Genomic DNA, 16,294 nt, shown 5'->3' with positions numbered 1-16,294 from the left:
TAGGGGCCGGACGTGCTGCATCTCCAGCGACGCCTCCGCCGCTGGAACGCGTCGTGCAAGGCAGCGCCAACCGCCACCGTCAGGTGTTCAGCGCGTCGATGAGTGCCTTCGTGACCTCCTCGGTGGAGGCGGTGCCGCCGACGTCGCGGGTGAGGATGCCGGCGCCTGTTGTCGCCTCGATGGCCTTGTGCAGGCGGGCCGCCTGGTCGGGGAGGCCGAAGTGCTCCAGCATCAGCGCGGCGCTGCCGACCGCGCCGATCGGGTTGGCCAGGCCCTGGCCCGCGATGTCCGGGGCGGAGCCGTGCACCGGCTCGAACATACTGGGGAAGCGGCGCTCGGGGTTGAGGTTGGCGCTGGCGGCGAGGCCGAGGCTGCCGGCGAGAGCGCTGCCGAGGTCGGAGAGGATGTCGGCGTTGAGGTTGGAGGCGACGACGACGGAAAGATCCTCCGGCTTCAGTACGAACTTCGCGGACATCGCGTCGACCAGGACGCTCTCGGTCTCGACGTCCGGGTAGTCGCGGGCGACACGCTTGAAGACGTCGTCCCACAGGACCATGCCGTACTGCTGGGCGTTGCTCTTGGTGACGGAGGAGACCTTCTTGTGGGCCCGGGTGCGGGCCAGGTCGAAGGCGAAGCGCATGATGCGTTCGCAGCCGACCTCGGTGAACAGGGCCGACTGGACGGCGACTTCACCACCCGGTCCGCGTCCGGAGAGGTTGCGGCCGCCGAGACCGGCGTACTCGCCCTCGCTGTTCTCGCGGACCACCACCCAGTCCAGCTCGGTGTCGTCGGCCTTGCGCAGCGGGCTCTGGACGCCGGGCAGGAAGTGCACGGGGCGGACGTTGGCCCACTGGTCGAAGTTCTGGCAGATCTTCAGGCGCAGGCCCCACAGGCTGACGTGGTCGGGGACGGTCGGCCAGCCGACCGCGCCGAAGTAGATCGCGTCGAAGTCCCGAAGCCGCTCCAGGCCGTCGTCGTCGATCATCTTGCCGGTGCGCTCGTAGAACGCGCAGCCCCAGGGGAACTCCTGCCAGGCGAAGGCGAAGGCGCCGTCGGAGTCGGCGGCCAGGGCGTCCAGCACGGCCCGTCCCGCGGCGACGACTTCCTTGCCCACGCCGTCGGCGGGGACGGCTGCGATACGGAACGTCCGGGGTGTGGTCGTCATCAGTGCATGTCCTCCGGCTCGCTGTGATGCGGTCGGTTCGAGTCAACACAGGGGGGTCGTAGGGCGTCCAAGACGTGCTGCCGATGCGACCTATAGGCCAGGCCGATCGGTTGATGCCTCTCGCGTCCTGAGATGGGCCAGTGACCCGGTGAGGGCGAGGAAGGCGCGCGCGGCCGGGGTGAGGTGCGCGGGCAGGCTGACCATCGCCACATGCAGGTGGGCCGTGGAATCGATGGGCGCGACGACGGCCCCGCAGCGGCGGGCCAGCCGGGTCCACGAGGACGGCAGGACGGCGACGCCCACGCCGGTGAGGACCAGGGGCAGGATGGAGGTGCGGTGATCGACGACTGTCACGATCTTGGTGCCGGCGCCTCCGGCGGTGATGTCGTCGACGATGCTGCGCATCAGACTGCCGGTGCGGGACGCGATGAGCTTGTGCCCGGCGAGGCCCTCGGGCCGGATCGTGACGCCGTCCTCGAAGGTCCCGCCGGGCGCGGCGACGACCACGAACGGCTGGTCCTCGACATGCAGGACATCCAGGCCGGTCGGCTTCACGGCGCCCGCCGAGCCCAACAGGCCCAGTTCGCACGCGCCGCTGCGGACGAGGGAGAGAACCTCGTCGGGGGTGAAGGCGGCCTGAGTGCTGACCGTCACGGACGGGTGCAGCTCCGCGAAGCGGTGGATGAGCGTGGTGAGCGGTTCGATGCCGGGTGAGGGCATGGTGGCCACCTCGACCGTGCCCCCCTGCAGCCCGGCGAGCGCGGCGGCCGTGTCGCGGACGGCCGTCAGGTCGCGCAGCACCCGGCGGCTCGGCTCGAGCAGCTCCGCCCCGGCCTCGCTCAGTACGACGCCCCGGCCCACCCGGTGGAAGAGGGCCACCCCGAGGTCGGCCTCCAGGTTGGCCATGGCCTGGGAGAGCGAGGGCTGGGCCACATGCAGGGCGGCAGCCGCCTTGCTGAAGCCACCGTGCTCGACGATGGCCAGGAAGTACTCGAGCTGCCGGGCGTCCAACGGTGACCTCCCGCGTCGTTCTGGGCTGCTGCGGCGAGGCCAACCTATCCGGCGCTCGGCCGGCTCCTACGCGCCCGCGATCCAGCGGGCGGCGAGGGCCCGCCCGCACTGTTCCAGGAGCCGCACGGACAGGGTGGGGTCGTTCGCGCAGTCCTGGTCGGTGAGTTCGGTCAGGGCCTGTACGGAGCGGAAGTGCGCGGCGGTCCGCTCGGCGGGGAGCGTGCACCGGCCGGCCACGGCGTGCACCGAGGTGCCGTACCGCCGTGCCCGCCGGGCGAGCGCGACAGGCAGCTTGCCCGACAGGGACTGCTCGTCGAGGCTCCCCTCGCCCGTCACCACGAAGTCGTTCGCGGTCAGCAACTCGTCGGCGCCGAGGAGGGTGAGGAAGTAGTCCGCACCGGAGCACACCCGACCGCCCAACAGCATCCCGGCGTAGCCGAGTCCGCCGGCCGCCCCGGCGCCGGGCGCTTCGGCGAGACGGGCCGCGTCCGCGACGCCCGCCGCCTCCAGCCGTCGTACGAAGCACCCGAGTGCTGCCTCCAGTTCCCGCACATCGTCCGTGGTCGCACCCTTCTGCGGGCCGTAGACGGTGGCCGTGCCGGTCGGTCCGAGCAGCGGGTTGTCCACGTCGGTGGCGAGGACGAGATCGACTCCCCTCAGCAGGGCGCGGGGTTCGCCGAGGTCGACGGTGTGGAGTTCGCCGAGGCCTCGGCCGCCGGGGCCGATCGGGGTGCCGTCCTCGCGTGCCAGTACGGCGCCCAGCGCCTGGAGCAGGCCCGCGCCACCGTCCGTGGTGGCGACGCCGCCGAGGGCGAGGACGATCGTGTCCGCCCCGCCGGCCAGCGCGTACCGGACGGCCTGCCCGACCCCGCGGCTGGTGGCGGTGAGCGGCGCCTTGTGCCCGTCGGGCAGTACACCGAGTCCGCAGACGGCCGCGGCCTCGACGAGGACGGTACGGCCGTGCACCGCGACCGTGGCGGTGACGGGCTGCCCGGTCGGCCCGGGCACCGTGATCGTCTCGGGGCTGAACCGACCCGAGCAGGCGGCCGCCACGCTCCCCTCTCCGCCGTCCGCCAACGCGAGCCGACTGACGCTCGCGTGCGGGGCACCCTCCCGTACCCCGCGTGCCAACGCGTGGGCGACGTCGTCGGCGCTGAGGGAGCCCTTGAACTTGTCCGGAGCGATCAGTACGGACACCATCAGGGGGTCACCTCGGCGGTGTGCGCGGTGTGCGCGGTGTGTGAGGTGACGGTCGGACGACTCGCTTCGGCCACCTCGGGGCTCTCGGCCGCGAGAGTCTTCGGCTCGGTGGTGGTCGGCGGTTCTCCGGCCCTCCCCGCGAGGACTTCGCGTGCCCTGGCGAGGTCCAGGGTGTTCTCCCAGCGGGCGATGAACAGGGTGGCGACGGCGTTGCCGAAGAAGTTCACCAGCGCCCGGCACTCCGACATGAACTTGTCGATGCCGAAGACGAGCATGATGCCCGCCGCCGGAACGTGGCCGACCGTGGAGAGGGTGGCCGTGAGGGCGATGAAGCCGCCGCCCGCGACACCGGCGGCGCCCTTGGACGTCAGCAACATGACGGCGAGGAGACCGAGTTGCTGGGTGACGGACAGGGGGGTGTCGGTGGCCTGCGCGATGTACAGGGTGGCCAGCGACAGGTAGATCGCCGCACCGTCGAGGTTGAAGCTGTAGCCCGTCGGTACCACCAGACCGACCGTGGACCGCTCCACGCCCATGAACTGCATCTTGCGCATCAGCCCCGGCAGCGCCGGCTCGGCCGTGGACGTACCGAGGATGAGGAAGAACTCCTCCTTGAAGTAGCGGAACAGCTGGAAGATGTTCAGCCGCACGTACGCGGCGAGCACACCGCCCAGCACCACCACGACGAACAGGGCGGAGGTGACGTAGAAGAGCAGGATCAGCGAACCGAGGCTGGTCAGCGTGGACAGGCCGAACTTTCCGATGGCGTACGACATCGCGCCGAAGGCGCCGAGCGGCGCGGCCTTCATCACGAACGACAGCACCTTGAACACGACCTCGGTCAGCCGCCCCACACCCGCGATGATCGGCTCACCCGCCTTGCCCACCATCTTCAGCGCGATGCCGAAGATCACCGCCAGGAAGATGACCTGAAGGATGCTGCCCTCCACGAACGGCCCGAAGAAGCTTTCCGGCACGATGTTCGTCAGGAACTCCCACCAGTGCTGGTGCTCACCCTTCTCGATGTACTCGCCCGCGTCGCCCGAGGTGTCGAGCGAGGAGGGGTCGGCGTGCACACCGTCGCCGAGGCGGAAGATGTTGATTGCCACCAGCCCGGTGAGCATGGCGACGATGGTGCCGATCTGGAAGTACGTCAGAGCCTTGATGCCGGTGAGCCCGACCTTCTTCAGGTCGGCGACACCGGCTATCCCTCCGACGATCGTCAGGAAGACGATCGGCCCGATCAGCATCTTCATCGCGGTGATGAACGTGGTGCCGATCGGTTCCATGGACGTGGCCAGGTCCGGCCACCGCCAGCCCAGGACGATTCCGATCACGATCGCCACCAGCACCTGGACGTACAGCTGCCGGTACCACGGTTTCGCGGCGGCTCGCTCGCTGTGCGGAGTGTGCGTCGGGGTATGCGTCATTGCAGCCTCCCTGATCGCGCGGCACCGAGCCCGATCGGTCCACGCTGACTTTCCGCCACAGTGAACCGGGCACAGTCAGGGGGGTCCACGACCAAAAATCGATGGCCCGTATAGGCGACGCCTATCGGTTCGGCTCTGTGTGACCAGCGAAGGACGCGTCCTGGGTGCGTCCTAGGCGGTGCTCGTGCCGGTGCGCGAGAGGCGAATCATGGCGCGGTAGAGGGCGGTGGGGGCGGGGGACTCGGGCAGCGGGGGCATCTCGGCGCCGGGGCCGGCGTAGGAGCGGAGCATGTGGCCGACGAGGCGGCGCCAGGTGTCGGGGGCGGCGTCGCCGGTGGCGGCGATGACGCCGGCGTTGGCCATGAGCAGGATGACCACATCCTGGTGGGTGAAGTCGTCGCGCAGGTGCCCGGTGTCCTTGGCGCGGGCGATGAGTTCGAGCAGTTGGTGGTACGCCTAGGCGCGGCGGGTCTCCAGGGCCTTGGCGGCGGGGAAGGTCATGGTCAGCACGTCGGCGAAGCCGCGGTCGGCGGCCTGCATGGCGCAGACGGCGTGGATGTAGCCCATGAATCCGTGCCAGGGGTCGGGGTCGTCCAGGGCGGCGGTGACGGCGTCGGCGTAGGCGTCCATGAGGTCGGCGAAGACCGCGTTGACGAGTTCCTACCGGGTGACGAAGCGTCGGCCGAGCGTGGCCTTGCCGACGCCTGCCTCGCGGGCGACGGAGGCCATCGAGGCGGCGAGTCCTTCCGTGGCGTAGAGGCGGCGGGCGGCGGCCAGGATGCGGTCGCGGTTGCGCTCGGCGTCGGCGCGCAGTCCCGTGCCGGGCTGTCGGCCCGGCGTCTGGTCAGAAGGTGGCGAGGGCATGCCCTCATCCTATCCAAGTGGAACGACCGGCCCGCTTCTGGTGTACGGTGGCGACCGTGAAATTGGTCCGACCGTCCCACTTATTCGAAGGGTGTGGTCATGCGTGCTGCAACCGTGAAGGCGGGGGACGCGGGCGCGCTGGGCGAGGCCGGGGCCACTGTCCTGGTGAGTCTGGACGCGGTGGGCCTGGTCGAGGGCGAGACGGTGCTGGTCTCCGGGGCTTCCGGCGGGGTCGGTTGAGGCGTTCGCCGCCTTCGGCGCCGGCACCCCGGGCAAGATCGCCGTCTCCTGCTCCCGACACACGTCCAACAGAAGAGAAGAGAAACGACCATGCCCACTATTGCCATCATCGGCGCAGGCCCCGGTATGGGCCTGGCCATCGCCCGCACCTTCGGCAGCCGCGGCTTCGACGTCGCCCTGATATCCCGCACCAAGGAGAAGCTTCAGACCCTGGTCGACCAGCTGGGCAAGGAAGACATCACCGCTGAGGCGTTCACCGCCGATGTCCTGGACAGGCCCTCCTTGACCGCCGCCCTGGACGCCGTGAAGGCCCACTTCGGCGGCATCGACGTACTGGAGTACTCCCCGGCCCCGCACTCCCCGGTGCCCGGCGTCACCCTGGCCGCCCCCTCCGAGGCCACAGTGGACAATCTGCAGCCGCAGATCGAGTACCTCTTCTACGGCGCCGTCACGGCGGCCCAGGCCGTACTGCCCGCCATGCGGGAGTCCGGCGCCGGGACCCTGCTGTTCACCACCGGCGGCGGCTCCGTGGACCCCATTCCCATGCTCGGCAACGTCAACGCGGCCGCCGCGGCCCTGCGCAACTGGGTGCTCAACCTGGACAAGGAGCTGGCCGGCAGCGGTGTGCACGCCGCACACGTGGCGATCAACGTCTGGATCGGCGACGGCGGCCCGGAGGGCTTCCCCACGGCCACGCCCGAGCAGATCGCCCCCGTGTACTGGGACCTGCACGAAAACCGCGACCGCTCCGAGTCCGTCTTCAACGCCTGACCGGCCGGCCCACGCCGCTCCCGGGAGGGGGCATCCGCTCCCTCCCTGTCCCGTCCCCCTCTTGGCAAGGAATCCGTACGTGAACGTCTTCTTGTGGATCGTGCAAGCCGTGCTCGCCGCCATGTTCGCCATGGCCGGTGTCATGAAGTCCACCCAGCCCAAGGAGAAGCTGGTCGGCCAGTTGCCCTGGACGGCCGACTTCTCCCAGGGCACCGTCCGCCTCATCGGCGTCGTGGAGTTCGCCGCCGCCCTCGGCCTGATCCTTCCCGCTGCGACTGGCATAGCCCCCGTGCTGACCCCGCTGGCCGCGACAGGCCTGGTCGTGGTGATGGTCCTGGCCGCGATCACCCACGCCCGCCGCAAGGAGCCCGGCGCGATCGCCTTCAACGCCGTCCTGCTGATCCTGGCCGCCGTGGTGGCCTGGGGACGCTTCGGCCCCTACAGCTTCTGACCCCCACCACTACTGTAGGAACCACCCTGATGCGTGTCACCGTCTTCGGCGCGACCGGCGGCACCGGCCGCCTCGTCGTCCAACAACTCCTGGACGACGGCCACCAGGTCACCGCCCTGGTCCGCACCCCCGCCAAGCTCGACCTCACCCACTCCCAACTCACGTCCGTCACCGGCCAGTTGTCCGACCGCGACGCTGTCCAACAGGCCCTCAGCGGCGCCGACGCGGTGATCAGCGCGCTCGGCCCCTCCCTGAAACGGTCCACGACTGGCACCCAGGTGACCGACGGCACCCGCACCATCGTGCAGGCCATGGAGGCCCAGAAGGTCACCCGCTTCATCGGCCTGGCCACGCCCTCACTGGCCGATCCGCAGGACAAGCCGCACTGGAAACACAAGGTGCTGCCCGTCGCGGCCGGGCTGATGTTCCCCCAGGCCCTGGCCGAGCTGAAGGGCATGACCCAGGCCGTCACCGACTCGGATCTCGACTACACCATCGCCCGCATCACCAACCCCACCCACAAGCCCGCCACCGGCCGTATCCGGTCCGGGTTCCTCGGCCACGACCGGGTCGGTTCCACCATGAGCCGCGCCGACATCGCCGCGTTCCTCGTCCTCCAGCTCACCGACACCCGCTACCGGCGGGCCATGCCCGCCATCAGCAACTGACTCAGGACCGGCCCGCCATGACCTTCGAACTCGGCGTCTACTCCTTCGGCAACACCCCGCGCCGTGCGGACGGCAGCCGCGGCCCCACCGCCCAGGCCCTCCGCGATGTGCTGGAGGCCATCAAGCTCGCCGACGAGGTGGGCCTGGACTTCTTCGGGGTCGGCGAGCACCACATACGGGCGATGCCACTGTCCTCGCCCACCTCGGTGGTCAACGCCGCCGCGGCCGCCACCCACCGGATCAAGCTCGGCACCACGGTCACCGTCCTGTCGACCGACGACCCGATCCGGGTGTTCCAACAGCTCGCGACCGCCGCGTCGATCGCTCCCGGTCGCATCGAGCTGGTCGCCGGACGCGGCTCGTCGACGATCACATTCCCGCTGTTCGACCACGACGAGCACGACTACGACCTGCTGTACGCCTCCAAACTCGACCTGCTGACGGCCGTCAACGCCGGCGAGAACGTCACCTGGAACGGCCCGCACCGCAGACGGCCGTTGCAGGATGTCACTGTCTTTCCCCGCCCCGAGGAGCCGCTGAAGATCTGGCTGGGCACCGGCGGCAGTCCCGGCTCGGTGGGCCGAGCCGTCGAGTTGGGTCTGCCGATGTTCCTCGGCGTCCTCGGCGGCACCCCCGAGCACTGGGCCCGGTACGGGCACGCCTACCGCGCCGCCTGGGCCCAGGCCGGACATCCCGCCGAGCGGGCCGACATCGCGGTCGCCGTGCACGGGTTCGTCGCCGAGTCCGGTACCCAGGCCCGGTCGACCTACCTGGAGTACGAGCACCGGATGATGGCCGAGGGCATGGCCGCACTGGGCCGCCCCGCCCCCTCGCGCACCGACCGAGCCGCGACCTACGGCCCCGACGGCATGGTCTTCGTCGGCAGCCCCGACGAGATCGCCGACCGCATCCTCCACCTGCACGGGCTGCTCGGCCACACCCGCCAGATCCTCCAGATGGACGTCGGCGGTATGCCGCAGCGCGACTTCCTGCGCGCCATCGAACTGCTCGGCACGAAGGTGCTCCCTCAGATCCGCGCCGAGCCAGCGAAACCATGAGCCGGAGCCGTCCTCGCCACGGAGGCCACCCGCCGCCTAGCGATCTCCGCCTTACGAGGCGCCCCCGACCAGTGTGTGAGAGGTCTGCGGGCGAAGGAGTGGCACAGCCCGTGGTGCGGCAGGCTTTGTTGAAGGCCTGGAGACCGACGATGCCCACGGCCGCGGCGATGGCGGTGATGGACAAGGTGGAGGACAAGAGCAGGTGGCGGGCGCGTTGAAGGCGTCGGTGCCGGATGTACGACACGACCGTTCGGCCGGTTTCGGCACGGAACACCCGCGCAGCAGCGGCAAGGCCGTCGAGGTCCAGAACGCCTCCACCGCGGACGGCGCCAAGGTCGTGCAGTTCACCGACTGGGGCGGCGCCAACCAGCAGTGGCAACTGGTCCGCACGTCGGGAGTGCTGGCGCAGGTGCACACCGCGGGGCGGGTCAAGGACGCCGGAAACACGGTGCGGTACAGCTGGCCCGGCGTCTACTTCGAGGGCCGCGTCAGCGGCACCGGCGTGGGGATCGTGCTCAGCGACTCGGCCGCCGACTACGACGTCCAGATCGACGGAGCCACCGTCGCCACGCTCGTGACTCCCGGCAACACCACGCACTGGATCAACGGCCTGCAGGACCGCACGCACACCGTCCGGCTCGTCAAGCGCAACGACACCCCGGGCGACACCAGCGCGTTCGGCGGCTTCGTCGCAGCGCCCGGCGGTGCCGTACTGAGCAAACCGGCCGCCCGCAGCCGCCAGATCGAGTTCATCGGCGACTCCCTCACGGTGGGCTACGGCAACCTCTCGACCTCCCGCACCTGCACCTGGGAGCAGCTCAAGCGGACCACCAACTCCGATGTGAGCTACGGCGCCCTCACCGCCCGGCAACTGAACGCCGACTACCAGATCAACGGCTACTCGGGCCTCGGCATGGTGCGCAACGTCAACGGAAGCCAGCCGGACGTCACGTACCGGACCTTCTACGACCGTGCCCTGCAGAACGTGTCCGGCGACGTCTGGCAGAACCCGGGCACCTGGCGCCCCCAGGTCGTCGTGGTCAACCTCGGCACCAACGACTTCTCGACCGCCGTCAACCCCGGTGAGCCGTGGACGCCCGACAGCCTCGCGGCCGGCTACCGCAGTGCCTACGGCGACTTCCTCCAGAAGCTGCGTACGCGCTACGGGGTCGGGACGAGCATCGTGGCAGTCGGCGCCGGCCAGTACGCCGGCCATGTCCAACAGGTGGTCAAGGCACGCAACGACGCCGGCGACAGCGGGGTTCGCTACTGGTTCCTCGACGACTCGGGCCTGGACTTCCTCGGCTGCGACTGGCACTACTCGGCCCGTGACGACCGGCTCATCGCCGACCGGCTCACCTCGTTCATCGCCGGTCTGCCGACAGGTTGGTGACGGCACCGACCGCTGTTCACCGCTCTTCCCCCACGGAAAGGGGTGCAAGATGTCTTCCTCCGTCAGCAGACGGCGCCTCCTGCAAGTCGCCGGGGCCACCGCCGCAGCCTCCGCCACCGGATCCCTCATCGGCAGTTCTCCCGCCCGAGCGGCCATTCCCCGGTCTCGTGCTGGGCATCCAGGACATGTCCACGGCTGACAACGCGACCGTCCTGCAGTGGTCGGACACCGGCACCGCCGACCACACCTGGACGCTGCTCGACCAGGGAGACGGGACCTACAAGATCCGCAACGCGCACAGCGGCAAGTTGCTCGCCATCGCGAACAACTCCACCGCTGTCGGCGCGTTCGCAGCCCAGGACTCGGACAATGGCACGGCCGACAACCGGTGGCGCATTTTGGGCAACTAGTGCCGTATCCGGCAGTGTTCGCCCTGTTCGGCCGTGGAGTGGTGTCGCCTGGTAGCGTCGCTCTCTTCGGTTGGGGCGACCTGCTGGAGCTTTGACGGGATGCCTTGTGACTCTTCCGGATACCGATGTCCTCGCCGCTGCGGTGGCCAGGGTCGCGAAAGTCTTCGGCGGCATGACGGCCCGAGTGGACGAGGCCGGCTGCGGCCGGTGCTTCGATGCGGGCGAGGTTGGGCTGCTGCGGACTCCCGATGTCCCACTCCCAGCGGATCTTGCCCGCCGCGTTGCCCAGAAGCATCCTTCCCACTGGGGCGACCAGCCTGCGATCATCAGACGGGTTTTGCCAGAGCTCGTCTCGATCCTGGCTGAGGGGGAGCACGAGTCTGACCTCATGGCTCGGGGACTGGCCGCGTCAGGCTGGCCCCAGTGGCCCCGACAGCAGGCCCAGGCCGTCGCGGGTTTCCTGGACGCGTGGTGGACCAGGACCCTGCGGACGAAATCTCCGCCGACCTCGGCATCCGAGGTATTCGAGAGCTGCGTGACGGCGGGGTCCTCAGCCACCCCGTGGCTGGCCCGCTGGGAGATGGAGAAGGGCCCGATCGCCCGTCAGCACCTGGATGAGAGCGTCCACCGGTGGCGGGAGGAGCTGGCTTCGGGCGACTCGCCTTTCTCCTGGTGGTGGGGCGCGGAGGCAGAGGGGCGGGCCGCTTGGCAGGAGGTGAGGCGCTGGCTGGCTGGTCAAGGCCGGTAGTCGAGTTGGGCAAGGGCTGCGGCCTGGCATGCGGATCTCCACCCAGTGCCGCACCAAGCAACGTTGCCCGGTCGTGATGTGACGCGCTCCTCGGGTCCGGTTCCGGGCGGCGCGTGGCCGTCAGGCTGTGCGGGTGGCAGAACGAGTACGTGTCCGTGAGATCGATGAGGAAGAAGGCAGACGGCTTCTGCGGATCATCCGCAGGGGCACCGGGTCGGTGGTGACCTGGCGGCGAGCTCAGATGATCCTGCTGTCCGCTCAGGGCATGCCAGTGGCGAAGATCGCCGAGGTCACGTTCACCAGCGAGGATCGGGTCCGCGACGTGATCCACAACTTCAACGCCGACGGCTTCGCCTCGCTCTACCCGAAGTACAAGGGCGGACGGCCGAAGACGTTCACACTGCCCGAGCGCCGCGAGATCAAGAAGATCGCCAAGTCGAAGCCGGCCGAGCACGGCCTGCCGTTCTCGACCTGGAGCCTGGCCAAGCTGGCGGACTTCCTGGTCGCCGAGGGGGTGGTCGACGACATCAGCCACGAGGGCCTGCGCATCCTGCTCCGCGAGGAGGGCGTCTCCTTTCAACGCATAAAGACCTGGAAAACCTCCCGCGACCCGGACTATGCCGCGAAGAAGGCCAGCGTCGAGCACCTCTACGCAATCGCCGACGGCGAAGTCATGGCCGAGGACGGCGAGCCCGAAGTCGTCTTCTGCGTGGATGAGTTCGGGCCGCTCAACCTGATGCCACACCAGGGCCGGCAGCGGGCCGAACGCGGTGGCAGGCACAAAGACCCCGACCGCGAACCCCGCCGCAGGCGCCGGGCCACCTACAACCGCTACGGCGGGGTACGGCACCTGTTCGCCGCACTGGACCTGGCCAAAAACAAGCTCTAAGGGCACATCAAGCCCGTCAAGAAGCGCACACAATTCCTGGAGTTCTGCCGCTACTGCGAACCCTCTACCCGCCCGGGATCCGCATCGCGATCGTCTGCGACAACTTCTCCCCACACCTGACCGCGAAGAAGTGCCAGCGCGTCGGCACCTGGGCAGCGGCGAACAACGTCGAGATCGCCTACACGCCCACCAACAGCTCCTGGCTGAATCGGATTGAGGCCCAGTTCACCGCCCTGCGCTACTTCACCCTCGACGGCGCCGACCACGTGGACCACATAGAGCAGGGCAGCATGATCCGCCGCTACATCATCTGGCGAAACCGCCACGCCGACGACCAGCGCCTCCGCGCCGTCGTCGACGGGGCGAACGTTGCCTGATGCGGCACTAGCAACTAGGGCCTGTGTGACGTTGTGATCAGTCAGCCTTCAGGAGGTCGTTGATCCAGATCATCGAGGCACGGAGGTGGAGGCCGGCGAGGTAGCTCTCGGGCGACTTGTCGTATCGAGTCGCGACGCCTCGCCATGCCTTCAACTTGTTGATGAGCCGCTCGACGGTGTTCCGCTCCTTGTAAAGATCGCCGTCGTGGCATGTGGGGCGGCCGCCCCGGCTGCCCTTCTTCTTCCGGTTGGCGGCCTGGTCCTTCTTCTCCGGGATGACGGCCTTGATGTTGCGTTTGCGCAGGTAAGAGCGGTTGGCGCGGGATGAGTAGGCCTTGTCCGCGGCGACAGCGTCGGGCCGGGTCCGGGGGCGGCCGACAGGCAGACGGACCCGCACCTTCTGCAACACGGGGACGAACTGCGGGCTGTCGGCGGCCTGTCCTGCGGTCAGTACGAGCGACAGCGGACGGCACTTGCGGTCCGCGGCGAGATGAACCTTGCTCGTCAGCCCACCACGGGACCTGCCGAGCAGGGCTTGGTTCAAGCGGAGCTTGCGCCGCCGCCTGACACGCCGCCGCTCTTCCCGCTCGGGGCCGTCCCTGCCGTCCTGTCCGATCTGTTCTGGCGTGCCGCCCCCTTTTGCCGGGCCCGCTCCTGCTCGGCGGCAGCTTCTTCAAGGGCGTCCATGACCTCCTTGCCGATACGCATCCCGGCGGCGTCGTGATGGGCGCGGGCAGTGGTGGAGTCCACGCTGACCAGGGACAAGTCCGTCTGTCCCCGGCGGGCGGCCTCCGCGATCACGCCTTCCAGAAGAGCGGAGAAGACCCCGGCGTCCCGCCAGACGCGAAAGCGCCCGTAGACCGTCGGCCACGGTCCGAACTCGGAGGGCATCTCGCGCCACTGGGCGCTGGACCGGAACCGCCAGATCACCCCCTCGAACTGCTCCCGCAGCCGTTCGGGGTACGGACCGTACTCGCCTATAGGGAGGTACGGCTCGATGAACTCCCATTGCTCGTCGGTGAGTTGCCTGCGTGTCACACCCAGCGTCCTACCAGGTTCTGCCCCCGCACGGGACCAGAACCCGAAATTGATCACGACCTCACACAGGCCCTAGGGGAGGGTCTGCGCGCACCAGATCGTCTTGCCGTCGGTGGTGTGCCGGGTGCCCCATCCCTGGGTGAGCTGGGCGACGAGCAACAGGCCCCGCCCGCCCTCGTCGAAGGCCCGGGCCCGGCGCAGGTGCGGAGCGGTGTTGCTGGCGTCGGAGACCTCGCAGATCAGGGAAGTGTCGCGAATCAGCCGCAGCCTGATCGGCGGCTCGCCGTATCTGATGGCGTTGGTGACCAGTTCGCTGACGACCAGTTCGGTGACGAATGACGCCTCCTCCAGGCCCCAGGCGTCCACCTGTTCGACGGCGAACTTCCTGGCGCGCGGCACCTGCGCGGGGTCGGGCTCTACGTCCCAGTCGGCGACGTGCTGGGGATCCAGCGCGTGAGTGCGAGCGAGCAGCAGCGCGGCGTCGTCGGTGCGGCGTTCGGGCAGCATCGCGTCCATCACCGTGTCGCACAGGGCCTCCAGTGAGGTGGCCGAGTGGTTCAGGACCTGCTGCAGCTCGGCGATCCCCTGGTCGACATCGCGCTCGCGGCTCTGCACCAGTCCGTCGGTGTGAAGGGCGAGCAGACTGCCCTCGGACAGCTCGAGCTCGGTGGCCTCGAAAGGCAGCCCGCCGATGCCGAGCGGCGGTCCCGGCTGTGCGGGTACCGGTGTCATGGTGCCGTCCGGGGAGATGATCAGCGGGAGGGGATGGCCGGCGCTCGCCAGTGTGAAGCGCCGGGAGACAGGGTCGTAGACGGTGTACAGACAGGTGGCCCCCGACTCGCCGGTCGGCTGGAAGGGGCCGACGGGCTGGAGGTCGTTGGCGAGGTGGAGGACCAGGTCGTCCAGGTGGGTCAGCAGCTCGTCCGGCGGCAGGTCGACGTCGGCGAGGGTGCGGACCGCCGTGCGCAGCCGGCCCATGCCGGCCGAGGCGTGCAGGCCGTGGCCGACGACATCGCCGACGACCAGCGCGACCCGGGCGCCGGACAGCGGAATGACGTCGAACCAGTCACCGCCCACCTCCACGCCGGTCCCGCCGGGCAAATAGCGGGATGCCACCTCGACCGCCTCCTGCTTCGGCAGCCCCTGCGGCAGCAGGCTGCGTTGCAGGGTCAGCGCGGTCGTGCGCTCGCGCGAGTACCGGCGGGCGTTGTCGATGGCGACGGCTGCCTTGGCGGTCAGCTCTTCGGCGAGGATCAGGTCGTCGGCGGTGAAGGCCTCGGGCCGGTCGCGGCGGGAGAAGGCGACGACGCCGAGCAGCGCGCCGCGCGCCCGGAGCGGCACGGTGATCCGGCCGGTCAGTCCGTCCGCGGCGATGGACCCGTCGATCAACGGGTTGCCCGGGGGCCAGTGCGCCGGGTCGGCGGCGAGCCCGGGCCCGAAGGCCCATTCGCCGCCCTGGCCGGGCTCGGCGGCGAGTTCGACCGTGGACCTGCCGGTGGCCATGCAGCGGGCGGCGACGGAACCGGGAGCGTGGCTGACCGGCATCGTGGGCCCGGGACCCCGGTCGGTGTCCTCCCTGGCGCTGTGCTGGGCGGCACGGCTGAGCGCGATGGCCTCGCCGGGGGCGAACGCGGACGCGGAGGGCGGTTCCTCTCCGCGCAGCACCTCGTCGAAGAGATCCACGCTGACGAGGTCGACGAATCCCGGCACGGGGGTCCTGGCCAGTTCCTGGGCGGTGCCGATCACGTCGAGTGTCCGGCCGATGCCACGGGTGGCCTCGTTGAGCAGGAGCAGGCGCTGCCGAGCCCAGTACTCGGCGCTCATGTCGAATCCCCAGTTGGCGACCGCGCGGACCCTGCCCTCCTCATCTCGGACGGGCCAGATGCTGGTGGCCCAGGCGTTGGCGTAGTCACTGCCACGCGGGCGGAAGACGGTGATGAGACGCGCGGGCTCGCCCGTCCTCGCCACTTCGGCGAGCTTGTCGGTGTAGGGCTTGTCGTCTCTTTCGGGAAACAGCGTGCGGTCGAATTCGGGCAACACCTCGCGGTACTTCTTACCGAGCACCTGCTCCTCGGAGTGCGCGATCACCCGGCCCGAGGAGGCGTTGATCCACAGGAACCGCAGCTCAGGGTCGTAAACACCCAGAGCGAAGGGGGACTGCTCGAAGGCCCGGTCGGCGATCACCGGGCGGCGTCCCCAGCGCTGGACGGTCACCACCTGACCCAGTGCCCGCCCGTCGGGGCCGCACAGCGGCTGAGCCGCCACCACGGCGTCCACCGTGGAACCGTCCCGGTGGCGCAGCGGGATGAACCCCGTGGGGTCGGGGCCGGCGCCGTAGCCCTCGGGGAAGCCGGGTGGCGGGGGATCGGCCAGCAGGTCGGTCACGGGGCGGCCGACGGTGTCCTGCGCCGTCCAGCCCAGCAGCAGCCGGGCCCCCTCGCTCCAGCCGCTCACCATGCCGTCCGGGTCCACCACGGCAACGGCAGTGGGCGCGTCCTGCTTGCCGGCCATCTCCACGCCACGCCTCCGTCCGGACAGCCGTGCCCGTCAGGGCTGGTTTCCAGCGGCTGCTTCCAGCCTA

General features: G+C 69.7%; 14 protein-coding genes and 4 pseudogenes. 8 read left to right on the top strand and 10 right to left on the bottom strand.

The window, feature by feature from the left end:
* Positions 1-79 precede the first annotated feature (79 nt).
* The 7 genes from JIX56_RS01200 to JIX56_RS01170 all read right to left on the bottom strand — a co-directional run bounded on the left by JIX56_RS01200 (position 80) and on the right by JIX56_RS01170 (position 5,670).
* Positions 80-1,165: a tartrate dehydrogenase gene (locus JIX56_RS01200; RefSeq protein ID WP_257536866.1), complete on the bottom strand. Its 1,086-nt coding sequence runs from the start codon at positions 1,163-1,165 to the stop codon at positions 80-82.
* 90 nt (positions 1,166-1,255) lie between these two features.
* The gene (locus JIX56_RS01195; protein ID WP_257536865.1) at positions 1,256-2,176 is read right to left on the bottom strand and encodes a LysR family transcriptional regulator; all 921 of its coding nucleotides are present in this window, start codon (positions 2,174-2,176) and stop codon (positions 1,256-1,258) included.
* A gap of 66 nt (positions 2,177-2,242) precedes the next feature.
* Positions 2,243-3,376 (bottom strand): glycerate kinase, encoded by a 1,134-nt coding sequence (locus JIX56_RS01190; RefSeq protein ID WP_257536864.1) that lies wholly within the window; start codon positions 3,374-3,376, stop codon positions 2,243-2,245.
* Complete coding sequence (dctA, locus tag JIX56_RS01185) at positions 3,376-4,806, bottom strand: C4-dicarboxylate transporter DctA (RefSeq protein ID WP_257536863.1); 1,431 nt, start codon at positions 4,804-4,806, stop codon at positions 3,376-3,378. Before dctA ends, JIX56_RS01190 begins: the two co-directional genes overlap by 1 nt.
* 171 nt (positions 4,807-4,977) lie before the next feature.
* The gene (locus JIX56_RS01180) at positions 4,978-5,169 is read right to left on the bottom strand and encodes a hypothetical protein (protein ID WP_257536862.1); all 192 of its coding nucleotides are present in this window, start codon (positions 5,167-5,169) and stop codon (positions 4,978-4,980) included.
* 93 nt (positions 5,170-5,262) lie between these two features.
* Positions 5,263-5,436, bottom strand: coding sequence for a hypothetical protein (locus JIX56_RS01175; protein WP_257536861.1), 174 nt, complete (start codon positions 5,434-5,436; stop codon positions 5,263-5,265).
* A 30-nt stretch (positions 5,437-5,466) separates the two neighbouring features.
* Positions 5,467-5,670 carry a TetR/AcrR family transcriptional regulator gene (locus JIX56_RS01170; protein WP_257536860.1) on the bottom strand — a complete coding sequence of 68 codons (204 nt, stop codon included), beginning with the start codon at positions 5,668-5,670 and terminating at the stop codon, positions 5,467-5,469.
* Positions 5,671-5,769: 99 nt separating this feature from the next.
* On the opposite strand from JIX56_RS01170, the gene JIX56_RS01165 reads away from it, so the two are divergent.
* The 5 genes from JIX56_RS01165 (at position 5,770) to JIX56_RS01145 (ending at position 8,858) form a co-directional block, all read left to right on the top strand.
* A complete protein-coding gene (locus tag JIX56_RS01165) occupies positions 5,770-5,910 on the top strand; it encodes a hypothetical protein (RefSeq protein ID WP_257536859.1) in 141 nt (46 codons plus the stop codon).
* Positions 5,911-6,000: 90 nt separating this feature from the next.
* A complete protein-coding gene (locus tag JIX56_RS01160) occupies positions 6,001-6,681 on the top strand; it encodes an SDR family NAD(P)-dependent oxidoreductase (RefSeq protein ID WP_257536858.1) in 681 nt (226 codons plus the stop codon).
* A 79-nt stretch (positions 6,682-6,760) separates the two neighbouring features.
* Complete coding sequence (locus JIX56_RS01155) at positions 6,761-7,132, top strand: DoxX family protein (RefSeq protein WP_257536857.1); 372 nt, start codon at positions 6,761-6,763, stop codon at positions 7,130-7,132.
* Positions 7,133-7,161: 29 nt separating this feature from the next.
* On the top strand, positions 7,162-7,800 hold the full coding sequence (locus tag JIX56_RS01150) for an NAD(P)-dependent oxidoreductase (RefSeq protein WP_257536856.1): 639 nt from the start codon (positions 7,162-7,164) through the stop codon (positions 7,798-7,800).
* Positions 7,801-7,817: 17 nt separating this feature from the next.
* Complete coding sequence (locus tag JIX56_RS01145; protein ID WP_257536855.1) at positions 7,818-8,858, top strand: LLM class flavin-dependent oxidoreductase; 1,041 nt, start codon at positions 7,818-7,820, stop codon at positions 8,856-8,858.
* A gap of 94 nt (positions 8,859-8,952) precedes the next feature.
* Here JIX56_RS01145 and JIX56_RS01140 read toward each other — a convergent pair.
* Positions 8,953-9,135, bottom strand: a pseudogene (locus JIX56_RS01140) (helix-turn-helix domain-containing protein); the annotation flags it as partial.
* Between JIX56_RS01140 and JIX56_RS01135 the strand changes: the two are divergent.
* The 3 genes and pseudogenes from JIX56_RS01135 (at position 9,061) to JIX56_RS01125 (ending at position 12,675) form a co-directional block, all read left to right on the top strand.
* Positions 9,061-10,251 carry a GDSL-type esterase/lipase family protein gene (locus tag JIX56_RS01135; protein ID WP_443031729.1) on the top strand — a complete coding sequence of 397 codons (1,191 nt, stop codon included), beginning with the start codon at positions 9,061-9,063 and terminating at the stop codon, positions 10,249-10,251. The pseudogene JIX56_RS01140 and the gene JIX56_RS01135 overlap by 75 nt on opposite strands.
* 161 nt (positions 10,252-10,412) lie before the next feature.
* A pseudogene (locus tag JIX56_RS01130) lies at positions 10,413-10,661 on the top strand (RICIN domain-containing protein); the annotation flags it as partial.
* Positions 10,662-11,542: 881 nt separating this feature from the next.
* A pseudogene (locus tag JIX56_RS01125) lies at positions 11,543-12,675 on the top strand (IS630 family transposase).
* A 37-nt stretch (positions 12,676-12,712) separates the two neighbouring features.
* Here JIX56_RS01125 and JIX56_RS01115 read toward each other — a convergent pair.
* Together JIX56_RS01115 and JIX56_RS01110 are read right to left on the bottom strand one after the other, a co-directional pair.
* Positions 12,713-13,713: pseudogene (locus tag JIX56_RS01115) on the bottom strand (IS5 family transposase).
* A gap of 72 nt (positions 13,714-13,785) precedes the next feature.
* Positions 13,786-16,224, bottom strand: coding sequence for a SpoIIE family protein phosphatase (locus JIX56_RS01110; protein WP_257550690.1), 2,439 nt, complete (start codon positions 16,222-16,224; stop codon positions 13,786-13,788).
* Positions 16,225-16,294 lie beyond the last annotated feature (70 nt).

The organism is Streptomyces sp. CA-210063, assembly GCF_024612015.1.
Lineage (GTDB): Bacteria > Actinomycetota > Actinomycetes > Streptomycetales > Streptomycetaceae > Streptomyces.
This window is presented reverse-complemented; position numbering and strand designations above follow the sequence as displayed.